The following is a 21762-nucleotide window of genomic DNA, read 5'->3' as shown; positions in this document are numbered from 1 at the left end:
CTTTATCCCTTCACAGCACCGGACATCAGACCACGTACAAAATAGCGGCCGGAAACGATGTAAACGATCAGCGTTGGCAGCGCGGCGAGGATCGCCGCTGCAAAATGAACATTATATTCCTTCACCCCCGTTGAGGATGAGACGAGATTATTCAGCGCCACCGTCATCGGCGTGGATGACGCACCGGAAAATGACGCACCGAACAGAAAGTCATTCCAGATATTCGTGAACTGCCAGATGACTGAAACCACGATAATCGGCCCCGAAGACGGCAGCAGAATGCGCCGGAAAATCTGCATGAAACTTGCCCCGTCGATCTGGGCGGCACGTACCAGTTCTGTCGGAAATGCCTCGTAATAATTCCGGAAATACAGAGTTGTGAAGCCAAGACCATAGATGACATGCACCATGATAAGCCCCCAGATTGAACCGGAGAGCCCCAGCATTCCGAGAATACGCGCCATCGGGATCAGCACAATCTGAAACGGAATGAAGCAGGACAGCAGCAGTAATCCGAAGAAAATATTCGAACCGCGAAAACTCCATTTGGTCAGCACATAGCCGTTGAGCGCGCCGACAATGGTGGAAATCGCAACAGCAGGCACCACCATCAGAATGGAATTGATGAAGAACGGCTTCACGCCGGTTGGCTGCACACCGATCTGCGCTGTAGACCATGCAGACAGCCACGGCTCGATCGTCCAGCTTTGTGGCAGATTGAGCATGCCGCCCTGCCGGATTTCCTCCAGCGGCTTGAAAGAATTGACCACCATCACATAAAGCGGCAGCAGATAATAAACAGCGAAGATCAGCAGCAGCGTATAGATCAGTGCCCGTGTCAGCCTTTTATGCGAGATTGCATTTTGCGGATTGTCAGAACCACTCATCAGCGCTTCCCTCCGCGAATTTCTGCATAAAGATACGGGATGATGATCGAGAAAATCATCGCCAGCATAATAATCGCCGAAGAAGCACCGATCCCCATCTGATTGCGGGTAAATGTATAGGAATACATAAAGGTTGCCGGCACTTCGGTTGCCTGTCCGGGGCCGCCGCCGGTCAAAGCAACAACAAGATCATAGGCCTTGATCGCCAGATGCGCGAGCACCACAAAAGCCGACAGGAAGACCGGTCGCATCATCGGGATAATAATCCGGCGATAGGTCGTAAATGTCGATGCGCCGTCTATCTGCGCGGCCTTGATGATTTCATTATCCACGCCGCGCAAACCAGCCAGAAACATCGCCATGATAAAACCGGAAGACTGCCAGACAGCTGCAATCACCACACAGTAAATCGCGTAATTGCGATCTTTAATCCAATTGAAGTGAAAGCTCTCCCAGCCCCAGACCTGCATCGTATGTTCAAGCCCGATGCCCGGATCGAGAAACCACTTCCATGCTGTACCGGTTACAATGAAAGACAGCGCCATCGGATAAAGATAGATCGGGCGCAGAAAACCTTCACCGCGTATCTTCTGATCCAGCATAATCGCCAGAAACAGCCCGATTACCGAGCAGATAATGATATAAAGCGACGCAAAAATCGCCAGATTGGAAATTGCCCGCCACCAGTGCGGCAGCGCCCAGAGCTTGGAATAATTCTCCAATCCTACAAAATTATAGGATGGCAACATCTTACTGTCTGTCAGCGACAGAAGCCCCGTATAGGCAATGAAGCCATACACAAAAATCAGGATAATAAAAAAGCTCGGAGCCAAGACAAGTTTTGGCAACAGCTCCTGCAACCAGCTGCGGCTATTCATGGTCAATCACCACACTTGGCACATATCCGGCCAGACAACCGGACAGGCGCTTAAAAAAATTCAATTTCAAATGCTGTCAATAAATGACCGGTCACAATCGGTGCCGGATCACAGAGGCTGCCCAAAGGCAGCCTCCGGTTTTGCAATCAGTTTACTGAGCGGCGGCAACGGCTGCCACAAGCTCTTTCACAGCTTCTTCCGAAGTCAGTTCACCGTTAAATTCGCGGGTTACAACGTCGTAAATCGCATTTTTAACAGCAGCAGGATTGGCATAGCCATGCGCCATGGAACCGAGCATTGTGCCCTTCTCACTGGCTTCCTTCACATCGGCGATTGCCTTTTTACCGCAGGCATCAAAGGCGGTATCCGGTACATCGGTACGTGCCGGTGCCGAACCTTTAACGACATTGAAAGCGGACTGGAATGTCGGGCTTTCAATCGCGGAAGCCATTTGCAGCTGCGCCGGAACTTTGTCTTCCGCAACTTTGAACATCGCAAACATATCGGAGTTGAAAGTTACAGCGCCCTGTGTCCCCGGATAACGCATACAGACGAAATCCTCACCCGGTTTCTTACCGGCTTTGACAAATTCGCCCTTTGCCCAGTCGCCCATAAATTGCAGACCGGCTTTCCCCTCAATCACCATCGCTGATGCCAGATTCCAGTCACGACCGGAGAAATTGTCATCCACATAAGAGCGCAGCTTGGTCATACGATCGAAAGCCTGTTTCATCGTATCACTGCCAAGGGCCTCCGGATCGAGATCAATAAAGGCTTTTTTGTAGAAATCCGTGCCGAATGACAGCACCACAGCATCAAAAATCGTGCCGTCCTGCCATGGCTGGCCGCCATGGGCTACAGGTGTAATGCCCTGTTCCTTGAACTTGTCCAGCAGTGCAATCAGCTCATCCCAATTGGCCGGTTCTTTACCGCCTGCCTTGTCGAGGGCTGCTTTGTTGATCCACATCCAGTTGGTGGTGTGAACATTCACCGGAGCGGCAATCCAGTGACCGTCATATTTGGCAAATTCCTGCAACGGTGCCGGAATAACCTTTTCCCAGCCTTCTTTACCCGCAACTTCATCCAGATTACCGAGTGCGCCTTCTTTTGCCCAGTCACGAATATCAAAACCGAGCATCTGCACGGCGGTCGGCGGATTTCCCGCTGTAACGCGGGCACGCAGAACGGTCATCGCTTCTGTACCGCCGCCACCGGCAACCGGCATATCCGTCCAGCCGATCCCTTTACCTTCGAGATCTTTCTTCAATACATCCAGAGCTGCCGCCTCGCCACCGGCTGTCCACCAGTGCAGCACCTCTACATTCTCCGCAGCCTGAGCCGCACCTGCCATAAAACCTAAAGCCATTGCTGTTGTTGTCATAAACTTGCGCATCGTATTCCTCCCGTTTGCAAGTTGTCAGCAGCGGAATCCTCCCGCTTGGTCATTACGTGCTGTCCTCCCGAACAGCATAAATTTTCGGCTCGCAAGATTGATCGGGCTATTCTTTTACGACCAACCGTCAGGCGAAATAGGACGTTACAATTCTCCGTTCGTCAAGCAGTGTTCTGCAAAATTCAAATCGATTAAAATATTATTCTTCAGCCGCGCTCCCGCTACGCACCCAAAGCGTTTTTCGTGAGCCGATATGCATATTCAGAGTTTTTGTTTCTGTGTAATCTTCAACGGCATGGCGGCCAAGCTCTCTGCCCTGCCCGGATTGTTTATAGCCGCCAAACGGCAATTCCGATGCGCCATCCATGAAAGTGTTCATCCAGATTGTACCAGAACGCACCTTGCGCCCCACAGTCAGGCATGTATCGAAATCACGGCTCCAGACACTGGCTGACAGGCCGTAATCTATGGAATTTGCAATATGAATTGCCTCTTCCGCAGTTTCAAATGTCAGCACAGACAAGACAGGGCCGAACACTTCCTCACGCGCCACGGCCATATCCGGCGTAACGCCCGACAGCAAAGTCAGCTCCATATATTGACCGCTGTCAAAATCCACGGTTCCGCCGCCGGCACTCACTGCTGCGCCATCCGCTTTGGCACCGGATATATAGGTTTTGATTTTCTCCAGATGCTGCTGACTGATAATTGCACCGACCTGCGTTTGCGGATCAAGCGGATCACCCAGTCTCACCTTTTTTGTAAGATCAATAATGCGGGAGATCACATCATCCGCGATATCTTTATGCAGAATCAGACGTGAACCCGCATTGCAACATTCACCGGCATTGAAATAAGCTCCGAATACCGCAGCATCGATAAATGCATCCAGATCAGCATCCGGAAAGACAATTTGCGGGTTCTTACCGCCAAGCTCCAGCGATACTTTTTTCAGTGTCTGAGCTGCATTCGCCATAATCAGACGACCGACACCGGTTGAACCGGTGAAAGACACCATATCCACATCGGCATGCGTGCTCAGCAGCGCACCCGCACCGGCACCTGTACCGGTGATAATATTCACAACACCGGCAGGAACACCCGCTTCGGTCAGAATTTCACCGAGGATCAGTGTGGAAGCTGATGTCATTTCCGAAGGTTTGACCACACAGGAACATCCGGCAGCAAGAGCAAAAGGCAGCTTCTGGCTGATAATCAGAAACGGAAAATTCCACGGCGTAATCATCGACACAACGCCGATTGCCTCACGCAACACAACGCCCAGCGTGCCGTCACCGAGCGTATTATAACTCTCACCATGCAAATCACGGGCAAGTGCCGCCGCATAGCGCCAGATATCAACAGCACCGGCAATCTCGCCCCGCACCTGACTGATCGGCTTTCCGGCTTCGACAGCATCCCAGAAGCTCAGTTCTTCTGCACGTTTTTCAATCATATCCGCGATTTTCAGCAGGATATTGGAGCGTTCGGCACCGGTTTTGCTGTGCCATATTCCTGTATCAAAGCTTTGTTTTGCAGCTGCAATCGCGCGTTCTGCATCAATATGACTGCCTTCAGGATAACGGCTCACCGGCACTCCGTGCCCCGGCGCAATGCGTTCCAGCATCCTGCCGGAGACTGCGGCCCCCCATTCGCCAGCAATCAGCATTTTAAAATCACGAACAGCAATATCTGCCGGAGTCTTGGGCGCAATCAGAACGGCCATTACCATTCTCCTTTAAAATTTGCCGGACGTTTGCCGCTGAAAGCCGCAACCCCCTCCCTGAGATCACCGGTCTTGGCAACCAGCATCGAACCAAGTGCCTCAACGGCTGCGCCATTATCCTCGCCATTGGCAACACCGATCATCAGCTTGGATATTTCAAGCGCCGCAGGTCCGCGTGTCACAATACGCGCTGCGTAGGTCTTGGCAGCCTCCAAAGCTGAGCCGCTTTCAACAACCTGATCCACCAGCCCCAATTTGCAGGCTTCTTCAGCAGCGAACATCTCGCCGCCCAGCACCATACGCCGGATAATCTGCGCACCAAAACGCTGCACCAGACGCTGTGTGCCAGACCAGCCGGGAACCATGCCGAGCGATGTTTCTGGCAGGCCGATTGTAACATGTTTTTCCGCAATGCGGATATCCGCCGCTCCGGCAAGTTCCAGCCCGCCACCAAGAGCATGACCATTTATCGCGGCGATCAGCGGCATCCGCAATGTTGCCAACCGCTCAAAAACCCGATGTCCGAAACGCACCCATTGATGGCCGAATTCATTGGCCTGCATCGCGCCCCATGCTTTGATATCACCACCGGCAGAAAAGGCCTTGCCCACGCCGGTGAGAATAACAGCCCGCACAGCACTATCCGCCTCAACCGCATCACAGGCCGCCGACAATTCCTTCAGCATTTCAATATCAAATGCATTGAGCTTATCCGGTCGTGTGACAGTGATCGTGGCAATGGCACCGTCACGGGAAGTTATGATACGCGGCTCAGCCATGAGCTGCCCCCTCGATCTGCTCTTGCAAGATACGCTGCGGTTTTTCCGGCAAAGTCAGGCCAAGAATCTCATCCCTGAATAAAGCCGCATCCATCAGTTTCAGTTCCGGCGAAATGATGAGCGGAAATTCCGACTGCTCCAGAATATGCGCCTGCAAATCCACACCCGGTGCAATTTCCGTGAGCATAATGCCTTGTGATGTCAGCTTCATCACGCAGCGCTCAGTCACATAGGTAATATCCTGTCCTTGCGCGACGGCACGGCTGCCGGAAAATGTGACATGCTCCGTTTTATTGACCAGTTTCTTCAGCTTGCCTTCTTTTTCAATGACCAGTCTTCCGCCCTCAATGCCGAGCTTTGCTCCCGCATTGAACATGCCGGAAAAGACAATCTTCTTTGCCCGCGCAGTAATATCGACAAAACCACCAGCGCCCGCCGTCACATGCGGGCGGAAAGACAACCGCGATACATTGACGGAGCCGTCACGCCCGATCTCAAGAAAGGACAGCAGCGAAGCATCAAAGCCGCCGCCCTGAAAATAGGTAAACTGATAGGGCGAAGGCATATAGGCATCAGCATTGGAGGCGCAACCGAATGCAAAATCCAGCAGCGGCACACCGCCGACAGCGCCCTGCTCGATCACCCATGTGACTGAACCGTGCAGCCCCTCTTCCATCAGAATACGCGGCACATTGGCTGAAATACCAAAACCGAGATTAACGCAGCTTCCCGCTTCAAGCTCCTGCGCAACACGGCGCGCAATAACCTTCTGCACATTGAATTCTGGTACGCGGAAACTCTCCAATGGTCTGAAAATCTCACCGGAAATCGCCGGATCATAAAGGGTCTGCGTTGTCTGCTTCTGTTCAGGATCAACAATAATATAATCGACCAGCATCCCCGGAACACGCACATCATGCGGCTTCAGCGAGCCCTGCTTGGTAATGCGCTTCACCTGCGCGATAACAATGCCGCCATTATTGCGGGCGGCCAATGCCTGATCCAGCCCGCCGAGAGTGGCTCCCTCATGCTCATAAGTGAGATTGCCGTGTTCATCAGCCGTTGTTGCCCGAATAATGGCAACCTGCGGTATGATATTGGGAAAATAGAGCCATTCTTCATCCGCAAATTCGATCTTGCGCACGAGCGGCTCCCGCTGTGCTGCCTCGTTCATGGCGCAGCCCTGCCGGTCAGGATCGACAAAAGTATCCAGTCCGATTTTAGTTATCACGCCAGGTCGTTTGGCAGCAGCCTCACGATGCATATCGAACAGAATGCCGGAAGGCATATTATAGGCAGGAATTTCATTCGCGCCGATCATCTGCCAGATCAGCGGCGGTTCTGCCGATGACGGGCCGGACGGATAGGAGCCGCCGATAATTTTCGCCAGCAGACCTTTTTTGGCAATATGATCAATACCTTTAATACCGCTCATATCCCCAGCCGCAATCGGATGCAGCGTCGTGAGATTACGCGGATGCCCCGTTGCCTCAAAGTGCTCACCGATAGCTCTGAGCATCAGATCAGGGCAACCAAGCCCGCTTGATGAGGAAACGGTAACCACTGCATGATCGGGGATCAGAGCCGCAGCCTGTGCGGGAGTAATATGCTTGCTCATATTATCACTCTCCCAAACCGGTTCTGATTTGCACGGCACTGCCGCTTTTCACGGATTGCGCCACAGCAAGCGCGGTTGCTAGTGACCAGACACCATCGGTCCCACTTGCAGAAACTGCGCCTTTGCCCTTAACTGCATTGTGAAATGCCTCCAGCGCGGCTTCATAAAGATTGCGCTGCTCCAGCGGCAAAACCTGCTCACCTTCCGCATTGCGCAAAATGACAGAACCAACCGGCTTCTGCGTCATCACATTACGGGCAATCAGTGAGCCTTCTGTTCCATGCACTTCAAAACCTGTTTCGGCAAATTGCGTGGTGAACCCATCATGAAACTGAGCCAGCACACCGGATTTAAAGCGCAGAACGCCCATTACCGCATCTTCCAGCCCTTGTTTTCCCATCCCGCCGGACTGACCGAAAGCCACCGCCTCAACCGGATCATCATTCAGCACAAAGCGCAGTGTGTCCGCATCATGCACGGTTATATCGAGGATAACACCGCCACCGGCCTGCGGCCTATCAAGTCGCCAGCCCTGCAAATGCGGCGGTAGATAAACCGCATGAAAAACCCGTGCGGAAAGTGGTTTGCCGATCCTGCCTGCAGCAATGGCGTCACGCATGGCACGATGACTGGCAGCATTGCGCAAATGATGATTGGTGGCAAAAACCACCCCCGCCGCTCTGGCCGCCTCAACCATGGCACGGGCATCTTCAAGGGAAAGTGCCAGCGGTTTTTCACACAGCACATGCTTGCCTGCTTTTATCGCAGCGATAGCCTGATCGCGATGCAGCTCATTTGTGGTCGAGATATAGACAGCATCGGTTTCCGTATCATTGACCAGCGCATCAAGCGTGGTGACAGATCGGGGAATTCTGTTCTCTTCCGCATAGGTGGCGCCGCGCTCAGCACTGCTGCTCATCACGCTGACAACCTCACCACCCGTTGCACGGATTGCATCAATCACCCATTCTGAGGCGATTGTACTTGCGCCGATAAGACCCCACCGAACTGTCATCCCGTAATCCTCCGCTGTTCCCCTTGCCTTGTCGCACCGCAGCTTTCCCGCACGACTAGGCGCACAGAACTGACAATCGCCTCGGCTTCCGGTTGCCCTGCATTGATTTGCTTGAGCAGTAACTGTGCCGCCTTTTGCCCCATGCCCTGCGGATCGACGGAGACCGTGGTAAGTGCCGGAACCGCAGATTTGGCCTCAATCACATCGTCAAAACCGATAACGGCAAAATCAGCCCCCGGTTCCAAGCGCTGCGCCCGCAACCCGTCACACACACCGAATGCCACCGCATCATTGAAACAAAGCGCGGCTGTCGGTTTGTCAGCAAGCTGCATTGCGCGCATTATGGCATCCACACCACCGGCGCGGGACGGCGCAGAACCGATAACCAACGCCTCTTCAAGCACAATGCCTGCCCGTTGCAGAGCATCCGCATAACCCTGATAGCGCTCAGTAAACACGCCCGTATCAGCAAAACCGCCGAGAAAAGCGATGCGGCGATGCCCCAGCGCCACCAGATGCTCAACCGCAGCCATCGCCCCGCCGTGATTATCCGACATCAGAGAAGAAACTTTGGCACCAGCCACATTACGCACAGTCGCAACAACCGGAATTCCGCTGGCGATCAGCGGCTTCAGATCAATGGCTTGCGTGCCGCGCGCAGGCGACACAATCAGTCCGGAAATACCGTGCTCACGCATAGAGGTAATGACTTCGCGCTGACGATCCGGACTTTCTCCCGTATGCGAGAGAAACTGCACATAGCCTGCCGACTGCACCACCATATCAACCCCGACCGCAAGTTCTGCGAAGAAGCTGTTGGTCAGATCATTGACGACAAGGCCGATAATTTTTGAATTGGAGCCGGACCGGCGCAGATTGGCCGCACCGCGATTATAGACATAACCAAGCTCGCGGATAACAGCGGTCACTTTAGCTCTTGTGGCCTCATTCACCAGCGGAGAATTTTGCAAAACAAGCGATACGGTCGACTTGGACACGCCCGCAGCCTGTGCAATTTCAACAACGGTGACACGCTTTTTATTCACGGCATTCTCCCTGTCTTCCTCATAAAATTAGATCGTTCCAAATTTGTCAAGTGAAGATTAATCCGGAAAATCGATGCAAATTGCCTGTTGCATCTGCAAAAAATTGAATTACTCTTTCAAAAATTGGAACGATCTAAATTTTATCGCTTTTCCGGAGATTACAGCACCATGGCAATGTTGCGACTTCCGAATGCAGACGGCACCATCACAGACTATCATCTGACAGGCACTGTCGTGCCTCGTCCGCAAACGGCGCCGCAGTTCAATCGCATCGCCTATGCTGCCGCCCATATTGTCTCCGATCCGCTGCGTGAAACTGATCCGTGGAACCGCCCCGCCATAGACTGGGACGCAACCATGGCGTTTCGTCATCATCTCTGGAGCCTCGGCTTCAAAATCGCCGAAGCCATGGATACATCGCAACGCGGTATGGGGCTGGACTGGAACGGCGCACAGCAACTCATCCGCCGCTCACTGGAAACCGCCCGTACAGTCAAAGGTGCCGATCTCGCTTGCGGGATTGGAACTGACCAACTTGCCCCAGTTGAGGCCAGATCTCTTGATAATGTGATCAGAGCCTATGAAACCCAGCTGGAATTTGTGGAGAAACATGGCGGCCGCGCCATTATGATGGCCAGTCGCGCTCTGGCACATATCGCCCGCAGCCCCGATGATTATGCGCTTGTCTATGGTCGGATTCTCTCTCAGGCGCAGAACAAAATTGTCCTGCACTGGCTGGGTGAAATGTTTGACCCGCAACTTGGCGGCTACTGGACGGGTCAGGCAGACAGCCCCTTTGATGATGCACTCACAAATGTTCTGGCAATCATCAATGATAACCGTTCCCGTGTTGAAGGCATTAAAATCTCATTGCTCGACAGTGCCTGCGAGATTGCACTGCGCAATCGCCTGCCTGAGAATGTACTGTGCTTCACCGGCGATGACTTTAATTATGCAGAACTCATTGAGGGAGATGGCAATCGCTACAGTCATGCCCTGCTCGGCATTTTCGATGCTGTCGCTCCTTCCGCCTCCTATGCGCTGAGTGCGCTTGCCGCCGGTGACAATGCAACATTCCGTTCGGTGATCGAGCCGACCGTGCCTTTATCACGTAAAGTTTTTGAGGCGCCGACACAATATTACAAGGCAGGCGTCGTGTTTCTGGCATGGCTCAACGGCCATCAAAATCATTTCACCATGCCTGCTGGTATGCAATCGGCACGCGGCCTGTTGCATTACACCGATATTTTCCGGCTGGCAGATCAGGCCAATGTGCTCGACAGGCCGGATCAGGCCATCCGCCGCATGCAAAACTGGTTAAGCACACAAGGCGTGGAATAAGTCTCTTCACTCTTGAAATCCTGCTCTCTGTTCAATTGACCCTGCGTTCCAAACGGCTATAAAGGCGGCTTTCTCAAAGATGCCTCCCCAATATCTCTCTCGGGCACAGATGCAAGGATTTGAACAATGACTGCGGGAAATCACTCACCCTCGGAGAAGATAACCCTCGGCCTTGATTTCGGCACAACCAACACTGTTATTGCCGTGGCAGATGGTAATGGCATTGCCGAAGTTATGAGCTTCCCGAAAGATGATGCTATCGTTTCAGCCTATCGTTCCGTGCTGTGCTTCTGGCAGGATGGTAATAAAGGCCATCGCAATGTTGAGAGCGGACCGTGGGCAATGGATCGTTTCATTGCTGATCCGCATAATTGCCGTTTCCTGCAATCCTTCAAATCCTTCGCCGCGAGCAAATCCTTCACCGATACGCCGGTCTACGGCAAGCGCTTTAAGTTTGAAGATCTGCTGCAAACTTTTCTGGAAACACTGGCTGAACGCCTCGGAGACAGACTGCCCTCCCGCGGCAACAAAGTCATCGTCGGTCGTCCGGTTACTTTTGCAGGCCATAATCCTGATGAAGCTCTGGCAATGGCACGCTATGAAAAAGCACTGCGCGCCTTCGGCTTCACGGATATTCATTATGTTTATGAGCCGGTTGCAGCGGCATATTTCTATGCGCAGAAGCTGACTGATACATCGACGGTGCTGGTTGCCGACTTTGGCGGCGGAACGAGCGACTTTTCGATCGTAAATTTTGAGGTGGGCGCAAGTGGTTTGACTTCAACACCACTCAGTCAGGTTGGTCTGGGCATTGCCGGTGATACATTTGACTACCGTATCATTGATAATGTGGTCTCTCCGAAACTCGGCAAGAAGAGCAATTACAAGTCTTTTGGCAAAGTACTGCAGGTTCCGAACCATTATTTTGCGAATTTTGCCCGCTGGAATACCCTGTTTCTGATGAATTCCCCGTCCACACTTCGGGAGCTTCATGAGCTTGCATCGCAGGCAGAACATCCGCAAGCCCTCAACCACTTCATTGAAATGATTGAAGGCGATTACGGCTTCGAGCTTTACCGCGTCGTGTCTGATGTCAAAGCAGGCCTGTCCTCATCCCAGACATCCGATCTGCAATTCAAAGCCGAGAACTTTAAAATCGAAGCCCAAATTCAGCGTTCGGATTTTGAAAAATGGATTGCCGAAGATATGCAGGCGATCTCCGCCTCCGTTGACAGCGCAGTACGGAATGCCGGTTTGCAAGACAAAGATATTGACCGCGTCTTCCTCACGGGCGGCACATCCTTTGTGCCGGCGATTAAAACCCTGTTCTCGCAGCAGTTTGAACATGCGGATGTTTCCAGCAGCAACCAGTTCGACTCCATCGCCACCGGTCTCGCACTGATCGGTCAGAGCAATGATATTGAACGCTGGTCAGTCAAGTTCTGATTGATCCTGATCAATGTAAAGAGCGCAGACTCATGCGAAGAATCCTTCAACAAAATAAATCAAGGAAGGAAACAGCATGTCCAACACACCGCATACACTTGGCGAAGAATTTCCGGGCAAACTGGATGAAATTCATGCCCTGAAAGCCGCTGATCCGCGCTTTGCCAAAGTGCTTGAGGAATATGACGACGTGAATGATCAGATTCACCGCGCAGAGACAAAGATTGAACCGACAAGTCAGGACAATGAAACAGCTCTGCGCAAGCGTCGTCTTGCATTGAAAGACGAGATTGAACAGGCACTCAGCCAGCAGGCCTGATATCTCACATAGCGACTGAAAACACAGCCCTCATGAGCATTTTCAATCTCAACCATTGAAAATGCTCTTTTTTTGACCGGCCAATTATTTTCTACAATTGATAGCGTGCCCTGTCCGAATCGCTCTACTCTGCTGCAAGCACATAGCGCAGGACGACCTGCGCCGGTGTAACCCACGGGGACGACCCCGCCTGCCAGGGAGTACATCATATGGCCGGACCAATTGAACAATTTCAAATCAAACCACTGGCAGAATTTGGTGAAGTCGGCGGCTTTCAGATCGCTTTTACCAATTCAGCCTTGTTCATGCTGATTGCCACAATCGGCGCCGGTGCCTATCTGTTCTTATCGGCGCGCGGCAGAACCCTTATCCCTGACCGCTGGCAATCCTCGTCCGAAATTTTATATGAATTTGTGTCCACGACATTGCGGGATAATACCGGTGAAGAAGGCAGACGTTTCTTTCCGCTGGTCTTTTCCCTCTTCATGTTCATTCTCACGGCCAATCTGCTCGGAATGTTCCCTTATGCCTTCACTGTAACAGCGCATATTATTGTAACATTCGGCCTTGCCATGACTGTCTTCCTGACCGTGACAATCTATGGCTTTGTGCGCAACGGAACCAAATTTTTCCGCCTTTTCATGCCGTCAGGCGTGCCGCTTATTCTGGCGCCGATTATTGTACCGATTGAGATTATGTCTTTTCTCTCAAGACCGGTCAGCCATTCGGTTCGTCTCTTCGCCGTTATGCTTGCAGGTCATATTACGCTGAAAGTTTTCGCAGGATTTGTTGTCTCCCTGACAGGCTTTGGCACATTGGGCGTTATCACCGCCATTTTGCCGCTGGCAATGACAGTCGGCATCACCGCCCTCGAATTTCTGATGGCAGTGATTCAGGCCTATGTCTTCACCATGCTCACTTGCATGTATCTGAATGATGCATTGCATCCGTCCCATTAAAATATCAGAGATCTTCAGCCGCCACTTACTCCGGCGGCTGAACCGGCTTCACATCTTCCAGTACAAAACGCAGCATATCTTCAACGGCATAAGGCAGCATTGATCCGTGACTTTCACCGGCAAACTGATGGAAGCTTGCTGAAACGCCAGGCAACGCAACCAGCTCCTGATAAATATCCCTGCCATTCGGCCCGCCACGCAATGCCTTCAGCTGCGCTGCACGATCCTTGTCAACGCCCTCACGCATCACTGACTTGCCTGCCGTTTCGATCAGCACTTTGACCGGCTTACCCGTCTCTGTTGTCTGCTCAATGAAACGATCCTTCTCTTTCAGAATTGAGCGGTTATTCCACCAGACAGACGGATCAGCGGCGCTATAAGTCTGAAAGCTTCCTCTTTCACTGAAAAGCGCATGCAGCGTGAATAAGCCCCCGAGGGAGTGGCCGAACAGGGTCTGATTGTTTTTATCAATGGCATAGCGCCGCTCTATTTCCGGTTTCACTTGCTGTTCAATGAAATTCAGGAATGCGGCATTGCCTCCGGTGCGCGGCAGATCAGCACCATTTCCGCGTGAAGGGATCAGCTCCGCAGGCGTTTCCGGTGTCAGATCATAATATCTGGAGCGCACAATATTTTCGCGCGATTGTGTCGGATAGCCGATACCGACAATCAGTGCGCGCAATTGCGGCCTTTTTTTCACCACATCCACGGCCATCGGAAAGGTCGAATTGCCGTCAATCATATAGATGACCGGCATGGGCTTGTCATTTTCCGCAGTTTTTGGCGCAGCAACAAAAATCCGGTAATCAATTCCGTTTGCACGCATATCAAAAACTGAAGTCACCGGATCACCCTGCTCTGCCGCCATCACATTAGTCATTCCATAAAGCTGCATCGCTAAAAAACTGCCAAGAAATGCAATGAGATAAAGTAGTTCAGACGTCTTATTCAAAATACGCATCAGTACCAACATTCATTTATTATCGGGCATTATCTGGTCATGGCAAATTACAGGCCGGATTGAAAATATGACAGCCTGAAATTCATACTGCAGAACATTACAAATTTGTAATTGGCTTGTTCATATTCAGTACACATTTACAGCTAGATATTACTCCTATGCCAATTAAAGGCTCAAGTTAATTTGTGACGGAGTTATAATTACCATGAATACAAAAACTTTAATTCTTGCACTCGTTGCTTCATCTGTACTCGCATCACCTGTTCTTGCACAGGATGCATCGAAAACGAATACTGAAAAAACTGTTGAACAGACCTCCAAAAAGCCTGAGCGTGAGCCGATTGATCTCGCAAAATTCTCCCGCATGGATGAGTTAAAAGCGGCCGACACCGATAAGGACGGCATCCTCTCCCGCGAAGAAATTGAAGCCCATGCTCTCAAAATGATGGTGAAACGCTCGGCAGACCGCATGGAGCGCCGCCTTGATGTGAATGGCGACGGAAAAATCTCGCTTGAGGCCGTTGAGAAAAAGCGCGCAGAACGCTTTGCCGAACTGGATAAAAACAAAGACGGCAAACTGGACCGGAGCGAGTTAAAAGCCGGTAAGCGCCATGGCAAAGACGGACACCATGGCAGACATGGTCAGGGTGAACATCCGAAGCCATAAAACCAACAGCCCGGCTTAATGCCGGGCTTTCTTTTTTCCCGAGCAAAAACCCGTCCCGCTCATCAAAAAGTGAAATTTTTAGTCATTGATTTTCTTTTTATTTTAGTACCAAATTATAGAAACAGGAGAGATATCATGCCTTTTCAAAAGACTGATTATCTTGGAATTTACAAACCTGAACAAATAAAGACACTTCAGACCGCCTATAATGAGGTCTGCGAGATTCTCGGTTATTGCCCGACAACGGACGAGAATAAAGATCAGTTAGCGCGCACCGTCATTCGTATTTATGAAAGCGGAATAAAAGACCCGAAGGAAATCGCCGGATTGATCGCCCGCATTGAAAATCTCCGCTCCTGAACCTGCCTGAAACCTGCTTTGCTTGATCCTAATCAATGCACCACAATCACTTGCGCGATAAAACCTCCCTGTAATCTTTGAAAGAACTGACCGCTTCGGAAATTGCCGTTTGCGCAGAGAACAGCCTGCGAATGCAGCTCACATCTGCCTGCAGCTTTTCACGAAACCGGCCAGAGACAAAGGCACAGAGCTTCTGGTTCATATTGAGAACCACTCTCGGAGGGACAAATGTCGACTAATTTCCATCTGGCATCAATGATCGGCTCAATCGCATTTATTGTTCTGGTCGGCTCAGGATTCATTGTCGTTCTGACAGTGCCTTCTCTGGCACAAAAACCTATTTATCCGATGCTGGCGGTTGTCGGTGCGGCTCTGCTCATCACACCGGTTATCGGGTGGTATGTTGCAACCCGTATACAACGGTAAGACCCTGTATTCTGCAGGTGAAGCATAAATATCGCATCTGCAGAATATGCATCAAGAATGTGAGAGCATATCAGCAATCACTTGCTAAATTTCCGCTTGCCTGAAATACTTGATTTATCCTGACATTGCTCCTCAGATCTTGCCCTGAGAACCATGTCAGCGGAACCATTTCTTTGTGGTGACGTTGATATGACAGAGCATAAGGGAGGCAATGAAATGTCCACTCGTTTTCAGATTGCCGTTTTACTCAGCCTGATGATTAACGCAGTTCTTTTCGGAATTGGGATGATCATCGTTCTCACAATCCCTGATCTGGCGCAAAACGCCAAATATCTTATTCCTCTGGTTATTGGCTGCAGTTTTCTGATTACACCATTTATCGCCTGGTTCATGGCACCGCGCATGCGAAACCGATACTGGCAGAACAGAAACCACAAAACCGGAAGTTTTTGATAGGTACAGGTCAGGGTCTCAAACAATAAGGGTCTTACCATGCGTATGTTTATAATTGCTGTGGCCGCCATTGTTGCACTTTCCGGCTGCACAACGACAGAAAAAGATCTCAGCGTTGGTACAGCGGCAGGCGCAGTCATCGGCGGCATTGCCGGCGGCGGCAGAGGCGCATTGATTGGCGCAGGTGCAGGCGCTCTCGGTGGTCTTCTGGTTCGCAATCTGCGTAACGGTTATTGTGAATACCGTAACAGCCGCGGCCAGATTTATACCGCACGCTGCAAATAACAGCGCAACATAGCGCCGGCCAGAACTGGCCGGTATGCACGACCTGAAAGCGGCCTCTGCAAAGACGGCCGCTTTTATCTTTGCTGTTGCCTCCTGAAAGTGAAGTGCACCCGCACAGATATCTGTCTGCCCTGCACTTCACAGCGAACGGTCTGTGCTTTAATTTCAGCACTTCAGAATACGGGAACAGAAGTCCCGCGCTATAAAATCAATGAATAACGGCTATCGATGTCATCATTTGCACCCAAAACACCAGGCAGAACCGTTATTGAAATTCTGAAAGTCATGTTCATTACCATGCCCATGACGGCAGTGGTTATGTTTGCCGTGATTGGCACATTGATTTTCATCAATAAATATTATCCGGATTCGACGATTACCTTAGAAGATGTGATGAATTACGTCACCGTCGGCATCACAGTTCTGCTGACAATGCCGCTTATGCAACGCGGCATGCACCGGTATTTTTGGTATGTGCAGAATAATCCAAACTCAAAAATTCCGCCTTGGGGCACAGCGGTTCCGCCGGTTCCTTATGTAAAAAATCCGGCAAGCATTCATCTGCTTCGCATCGCTCTGTATCTGTTCGCAATCATTTCATTATTGCTGATCTTTGCGCCCTTATCCCATCAGAAAGCCCTGTTTCGCACAACAATGAGCGTTCCGGGCATACACCGAAATTTCTTTCCGTTCTTACAGATCGTAGCCTATTTTTTGATTTTCGGTTTCTTGTTGCTGATCGCTTTTGCATCAATACAATATAAGAAATATCTGGCAACAAGAGCAGTTACAGAGGCGGATATGCTTCGTTATAACCTGAACGAATGCTGGCTCTTCGCCTTCTCCGTCACCTATGTCCTGACAGGATTGCTGTGCTTTATCTTTGGCGCCATGATAATTCGCACACTCACTTAAACAGTTATTTTAAAATCACACCCGCATTTAAAGACAATACACATATTGCATCAGAATATCGCAAGTAGTGATTTAGAATGCATCAATTTCCAAGATAATCTTTGGCCTGAACCGGTATTACTGCCGATTCCCAAGCAAAATTCATACTGAAAGAGACACCTGCTCTTTATCAGGATCAGGCAGTTAATAAATCTCATTCACAGATCAGAGAGATACACCGATGAAAAGCATTTTAGGTATTGCTCTTATTGTTGCTGCAACAACAATAGCTGGCTGCTCGAAGGAGCCAGCATGCACACCGGAAATAATTGCCAAGAAAGCGCAGGAACTGAATGCTGCCTTACAAGAGTCGATCATGAAAGACCCGACTAAAGTGCAGGAATTGTCGGCAAAAGTTCAGGAACTTGCCACTAAATACAATGGCGCGGATGATTCTCAGGCATGTAAGGCATATGATGACTTACTGTCTGCCATAAAAGGCTAAAATATAACGGGCTCCTTATCCTCTAAGGAGCCCGCTTTCTTGAAATACAGCTATATAGATAAGCCCCGCAGCGTGAGGCATGATCTGAGCTCATATCAGGCCGTTTTGCGCTGACGGGTAGAAAACAGCACCAAAAGCCCTGCTGCAAAACCATAGACAGCCCATTTATAAGGCAGCAGATCAGCGATTTCGCTGCGTATAGCACGAACGGCGACAGTACCGGGGCGCGTTTCTACGCCCGTTTGGCCATCATTGCGCGCCTGTTCAATTGCCTGCGGTGAAACAACCCACTCTGCATCCGTATATTTATCATAGGCCATAAAACCGAAACCGACGATGAGTGCCACTACGACTGCAGCTATCAGGCGAGTTCGAATATTCATCTGCGATCTTCCATGATTTAAACAATAGTTGTGCAGTAAATTCATCAACAAGAAGTTTTCAAGATATCAGTTCGTCTGAGTTAATTTTGACAATCATTAAGCACCAAAAAAGAATATAATACCGGCATATCCTCGCAGAAAATCCCACATCTGAATTCGAGTATTTTGTTTATAAAAAATATATCAGCTTAAAATTATTGTTTTAATTATAAAACCAACCTAAGCACTCCCGCAGATAAGCGCTTATTATATCCGAGTGCTTACGCGCCCGATAAATAAAGAAAGTTACAATATGATCATACGTCTATCAAAAATCTTTATGGTGATGGCAATTGCCCTATTTGCATCCTTGGTAGCATTTGGCAACATCACAGATTACGGCTCAAACTTTGCATTTGTGCATCACGTATTCCTCATGGATACAATCTTTCCTGATGCAACAATCAAGTACAGAGCCATTGAATCTGAATGGCTTCATCACGTAGGTTATATTGGCATTATAACCCTCGAAACACTGACTGCCATTATCTGCTGGGTTGCCGGTTTCAAACTGCTGGCAGCACGCAATGAACCTGCCAAAGTTTTCAATAAAAGCAAAAACCTTGCAGTTGCAGGTCTCACCCTCGGCTTTCTGACATGGCAGGTCGCCTTTATGTCGGTGGGTGGTGAATGGTTCGGAATGTGGATGTCCAAACAGTGGAATGGCGTACCTGACGCATTCCGCTTCTTCGTGACCATCATTCTGGTTCTGATTTATCTGGTTCAGCCGGATAAAGACGACGAATAAGATTTAAATAACAGTCCTGCCGCAGCCATATGCGGCAGGGCTTTGCTTTTCCTCAACAAAAGCCTGAACTGACGGTCGCGTGCAATACAGCCCGCATTCAAGACTCCGAATGGCCGCCATATTTGATGCTATAATCAGGCTATATTTTGCGAAGACTTATTGCTGGCAGATATCAATCCGCTGGCAGCATCTTCGGGTTCCAGACTATTTCCCATAAATGCCCGTCGGGATCGGTAAAATAGCCCGCATAACCACCCCAGAATGTATTCTGCGGTGCCTTCACGACTTTTGCACCTGCACGCTCAGCTTTGAGCATTACGTCATCGACCTCTTCCCGCAGCAGAACATTATGCCCGATACTGACAGCGGTAGAACTGACCGGATGCTTCGGTAATCCGCAGTCATAGGCCAAATCATCCTGCGCGAAAACTGCGAGTTTCAGGCCAGCGGAGAGATCAAAAAACGCCACAGCACCATGCTCGAATTCACACCCGAAAATGCCTTCAGACGGCAATCCCAGCCCATCATGATAGAATGAAAAAGAATGTTCGAGATTGGCCACGCCGAGTGTGAGAACAGAAATACGTGGTTTCATATCCATACCCTTCCTATTTAGCGTCCGCACCATACGGACACTTCAATAGTCATGGGCCGTCAGCTTTTGTGACAGAAGGACCCGCAAAGCGGGGGCCGGGCCAACCTTCCCGAACCTAACCTGTTTTTGACCGCCTTATGATAACTACAGGCCAAATACAGGTCAATATTCGTGTTTTCAGAGCCAAACTGCTGCAAAGCCTGCAACGAATTTCCATTTACAAATAAAACACGGATACATGCGCACCAGCACATAATTTGCACTTAGCGAAAGCAGCCGACTACAAGAATCATGAATATTCAATGCGCATTTCAAGTCAAAATGCGACATGCCTGTCCGCTAATTATTTTACAAACAGCGATATTTCGGAAAAGTTCAGGAAAGCTGAAACGTGATGAAAAACACTGCTTTCAACTTATTGTGAGTGAAGAAAAGTGCTGCCAGTCATTGAAAATAGCGCTGTAATAAACACGTCACAAATATCATAAAAACCAACGATAATCATTTCGAGCAATATCAATATAAGTAATTGATTTTATTTAGCAATTTTGCGACTCTCCATATTCATGACACTAATTTTAAGGTAAGGCACCTCTTTAAAAAGGTCTCATCCGATCAGGCGTTTTTCCACGCCAATCTCACAACAATTCTACCAATCACTAAATTGTGACCTAAAAGATACAGGGTCATTTTTATGTGATATTTCAGTAATTTTTCATATTTCCAACTCTTCCCGCCTTCCATATCAACCGCAGCGCAAGATGTTTCCGAATCTCAAAATTGGAAAGTCTCAACAAACAATCGCTTACGCGGGAGAATACACAATGACCATTAAGAGCCTTCTTCTCGGCTCCGCTGCAGCACTCGTTGCAGCAACCGGCGCTCAGGCTGCCGACGCCATCGTTGCACCAGAACCAGAAGCAGTAGAATATGTGCGCGTTTGCGACGCTTACGGCGCTGGCTACTTCTACATTCCAGGCACAGAAACCTGCCTGCGTCTTTCCGGTTATGTTCGCGCTGACTTTAAAGCTGGCGATGACGTTTACAAAGGTCATGACCGCGAAACTTGGTCAACCAACACCCGCTTCACACTGCGCACACACACAGCTTCGGAAACCGAACTCGGCACACTGAAGACCTTCACCGAAAACCGCTTCAACTTCGGTGACGGCGCACAGGGCAGCCACACTCTGAAGCACGCTTACATTCAGCTGGGCGGCCTGCTCATCGGTAAAACCGATTCAGCATTCCACACCCTCACCGGTTACCTCGGCGACGTAATCAACGATGACGTTGTATCGCCAGGTGCATACAACACAAACATCATCAGCTACACCTTCAAAGGCGGCAACGGCTTCTCGGCAGTTATCTCCGCTGAACAGGGTGAAGATCTGTCTGATAAAGATGGCAATGGCTTCGCCTGGAAGAATTCAACCGTTGGCAAAAACGGAAAATCTTACAACGGCGTAATCAACGACTACATGCCACACGTTGTTGGTGGTCTGAAGTTCGAACAGGCTTGGGGTTCGATCGCTGGTGTTGCAGCTTACGACTCTGAAATCGAAGAGTGGGCTGGTAAAGTTCGCCTCGATGTAAACGTAACTGACGTATTCTCTGTATGGGTACAGGGCGGTTACGCTTCTTATGAAGAAGCTGTTGGCATGTACGGCAACTGGGGCGGCGATTGGGCTGTCTGGGGTGGTCTGAAGTACAAAGCAACCGACAAAGCTACTTTCAACCTGCAGGCTGCTTACGAAGATTTCGGCAAACAGGCTTACACTGCAAACGTAGCTTACCAGCTGGTTCCAGGCTTCACAATTACTCCTGAAGTTTCCTACACCAAGTGGAAAGACACCGACAAGTACGCTACAGCTGTTCGCGGCGAAGGCGCATTCGGTGGTATGATCCGCTTCCAGCGTTCGTTCTAATAAAATTTATTAGGGGGATGAATATAACGCATCTCCCTAAGAGCGTAGTCTAGACTTGGTTATGACCTCCAGTCATCAAAATACTATCCATTCAGCTACGCTCACGGGACA

24 protein-coding genes are annotated in these 21762 nt (G+C 50.1%); 13 read left to right on the top strand and 11 right to left on the bottom strand.

All coding sequences use genetic code 11. The features are described from left to right. Positions 1-2: 2 nt before the first annotated feature. The 8 genes from BKD14_RS07325 to BKD14_RS07290 form a co-directional block, all read right to left on the bottom strand. Positions 3-887 carry a carbohydrate ABC transporter permease gene (locus BKD14_RS07325; RefSeq protein ID WP_022709424.1) on the bottom strand — a complete coding sequence of 295 codons (885 nt, stop codon included), beginning with the start codon at positions 885-887 and terminating at the stop codon, positions 3-5. Continuing rightward, entirely contained in the window at positions 887-1765 is an 879-nt protein-coding gene (locus BKD14_RS07320) for a sugar ABC transporter permease (RefSeq protein ID WP_022709423.1), read from the bottom strand. Before BKD14_RS07320 ends, BKD14_RS07325 begins: the two co-directional genes overlap by 1 nt. A gap of 151 nt (positions 1766-1916) precedes the next feature. After that, a complete protein-coding gene (locus BKD14_RS07315) occupies positions 1917-3146 on the bottom strand; it encodes an ABC transporter substrate-binding protein (RefSeq protein ID WP_245293615.1) in 1230 nt (409 codons plus the stop codon). Positions 3147-3357: 211 nt separating this feature from the next. Then, positions 3358-4884 (bottom strand): aldehyde dehydrogenase family protein, encoded by a 1527-nt coding sequence (locus tag BKD14_RS07310; protein ID WP_075654914.1) that lies wholly within the window; start codon positions 4882-4884, stop codon positions 3358-3360. Continuing rightward, positions 4884-5663 (bottom strand): enoyl-CoA hydratase/isomerase family protein, encoded by a 780-nt coding sequence (locus BKD14_RS07305; protein WP_075654913.1) that lies wholly within the window; start codon positions 5661-5663, stop codon positions 4884-4886. Before BKD14_RS07305 ends, BKD14_RS07310 begins: the two co-directional genes overlap by 1 nt. Then, entirely contained in the window at positions 5656-7281 is a 1626-nt protein-coding gene (locus tag BKD14_RS07300) for an acyl CoA:acetate/3-ketoacid CoA transferase (RefSeq protein WP_075654912.1), read from the bottom strand. The genes BKD14_RS07305 and BKD14_RS07300 overlap by 8 nt, the downstream gene beginning before the upstream one ends. Before the next feature lie 4 nt (positions 7282-7285). Then, positions 7286-8296: a Gfo/Idh/MocA family oxidoreductase gene (locus tag BKD14_RS07295; RefSeq protein WP_075654911.1), complete on the bottom strand. Its 1011-nt coding sequence runs from the start codon at positions 8294-8296 to the stop codon at positions 7286-7288. Continuing rightward, on the bottom strand, positions 8293-9342 hold the full coding sequence (locus tag BKD14_RS07290) for a LacI family DNA-binding transcriptional regulator (protein ID WP_075654910.1): 1050 nt from the start codon (positions 9340-9342) through the stop codon (positions 8293-8295). The genes BKD14_RS07295 and BKD14_RS07290 overlap by 4 nt, the downstream gene beginning before the upstream one ends. Positions 9343-9510: 168 nt before the next feature. Between BKD14_RS07290 and BKD14_RS07285 the strand changes: the two genes are divergently transcribed. The 4 genes from BKD14_RS07285 to BKD14_RS07270 all read left to right on the top strand — a co-directional run bounded on the left by BKD14_RS07285 (position 9511) and on the right by BKD14_RS07270 (position 13407). Beyond that, positions 9511-10683: a dihydrodipicolinate synthase family protein gene (locus BKD14_RS07285; protein WP_075654909.1), complete on the top strand. Its 1173-nt coding sequence runs from the start codon at positions 9511-9513 to the stop codon at positions 10681-10683. Positions 10684-10809: 126 nt separating this feature from the next. Then, entirely contained in the window at positions 10810-12129 is a 1320-nt protein-coding gene (locus BKD14_RS07280; RefSeq protein ID WP_075654908.1) for an Hsp70 family protein, read from the top strand. Between the two features lie 76 nt (positions 12130-12205). Beyond that, positions 12206-12448 carry a YdcH family protein gene (locus BKD14_RS07275; RefSeq protein WP_028233253.1) on the top strand — a complete coding sequence of 81 codons (243 nt, stop codon included), beginning with the start codon at positions 12206-12208 and terminating at the stop codon, positions 12446-12448. A 209-nt stretch (positions 12449-12657) separates the two neighbouring features. Beyond that, complete coding sequence (locus tag BKD14_RS07270; RefSeq protein WP_075654907.1) at positions 12658-13407, top strand: F0F1 ATP synthase subunit A; 750 nt, start codon at positions 12658-12660, stop codon at positions 13405-13407. A gap of 25 nt (positions 13408-13432) precedes the next feature. On the opposite strand, the gene BKD14_RS07265 is transcribed toward BKD14_RS07270, so the two are convergent. Next, positions 13433-14359 carry an alpha/beta hydrolase-fold protein gene (locus BKD14_RS07265; RefSeq protein WP_245293592.1) on the bottom strand — a complete coding sequence of 309 codons (927 nt, stop codon included), beginning with the start codon at positions 14357-14359 and terminating at the stop codon, positions 13433-13435. 214 nt (positions 14360-14573) lie between these two features. On the opposite strand from BKD14_RS07265, the gene BKD14_RS07260 reads away from it, so the two are divergent. The 7 genes from BKD14_RS07260 (at position 14574) to BKD14_RS07230 (ending at position 17958) form a co-directional block, all read left to right on the top strand. Beyond that, positions 14574-15035: a calcium-binding protein gene (locus BKD14_RS07260; protein ID WP_075654906.1), complete on the top strand. Its 462-nt coding sequence runs from the start codon at positions 14574-14576 to the stop codon at positions 15033-15035. 18 nt (positions 15036-15053) lie between these two features. After that, the gene (locus BKD14_RS07255; protein ID WP_245257278.1) at positions 15054-15395 is read left to right on the top strand and encodes a hypothetical protein; all 342 of its coding nucleotides are present in this window, start codon (positions 15054-15056) and stop codon (positions 15393-15395) included. Positions 15396-15623: 228 nt separating this feature from the next. Beyond that, positions 15624-15821, top strand: a complete 198-nt coding sequence (locus tag BKD14_RS07250; protein ID WP_022709411.1) for a hypothetical protein — start codon at positions 15624-15626, stop codon at positions 15819-15821. 153 nt (positions 15822-15974) lie between these two features. Beyond that, the gene (locus BKD14_RS07245; RefSeq protein ID WP_245257277.1) at positions 15975-16274 is read left to right on the top strand and encodes a hypothetical protein; all 300 of its coding nucleotides are present in this window, start codon (positions 15975-15977) and stop codon (positions 16272-16274) included. A 39-nt stretch (positions 16275-16313) separates the two neighbouring features. Next, on the top strand, positions 16314-16559 hold the full coding sequence (locus BKD14_RS07240; protein ID WP_022709409.1) for a hypothetical protein: 246 nt from the start codon (positions 16314-16316) through the stop codon (positions 16557-16559). Positions 16560-16787: 228 nt separating this feature from the next. Beyond that, on the top strand, positions 16788-17474 hold the full coding sequence (locus tag BKD14_RS07235) for a hypothetical protein (protein WP_075654905.1): 687 nt from the start codon (positions 16788-16790) through the stop codon (positions 17472-17474). Positions 17475-17694: 220 nt separating this feature from the next. Continuing rightward, positions 17695-17958: a hypothetical protein gene (locus tag BKD14_RS07230; RefSeq protein WP_022709407.1), complete on the top strand. Its 264-nt coding sequence runs from the start codon at positions 17695-17697 to the stop codon at positions 17956-17958. A 95-nt stretch (positions 17959-18053) separates the two neighbouring features. Here BKD14_RS07230 and BKD14_RS07225 read toward each other — a convergent pair whose 3' ends face one another. Further along, positions 18054-18341, bottom strand: coding sequence for a hypothetical protein (locus tag BKD14_RS07225; RefSeq protein WP_075654904.1), 288 nt, complete (start codon positions 18339-18341; stop codon positions 18054-18056). Between the two features lie 292 nt (positions 18342-18633). On the opposite strand from BKD14_RS07225, the gene BKD14_RS07220 reads away from it, so the two are divergent. Continuing rightward, positions 18634-19128 (top strand): DUF2165 domain-containing protein, encoded by a 495-nt coding sequence (locus BKD14_RS07220; protein WP_022709405.1) that lies wholly within the window; start codon positions 18634-18636, stop codon positions 19126-19128. Between the two features lie 172 nt (positions 19129-19300). Here the strand turns inward: BKD14_RS07220 and BKD14_RS07215 are convergent, their stop codons facing one another. Next, positions 19301-19723: a VOC family protein gene (locus BKD14_RS07215; protein WP_075655719.1), complete on the bottom strand. Its 423-nt coding sequence runs from the start codon at positions 19721-19723 to the stop codon at positions 19301-19303. A gap of 824 nt (positions 19724-20547) precedes the next feature. On the opposite strand from BKD14_RS07215, the gene BKD14_RS07210 reads away from it, so the two are divergent. Next, positions 20548-21651, top strand: a complete 1104-nt coding sequence (locus BKD14_RS07210; protein WP_075654903.1) for a porin — start codon at positions 20548-20550, stop codon at positions 21649-21651. Positions 21652-21762: the final 111 nt, after the last annotated feature.

The organism is Pseudochrobactrum sp. B5 (genome assembly GCF_001939785.1).
GTDB classification, from domain to species: Bacteria; Pseudomonadota; Alphaproteobacteria; order Rhizobiales; family Rhizobiaceae; genus Pseudochrobactrum; species Pseudochrobactrum saccharolyticum.
This window is presented reverse-complemented; position numbering and strand designations above follow the sequence as displayed.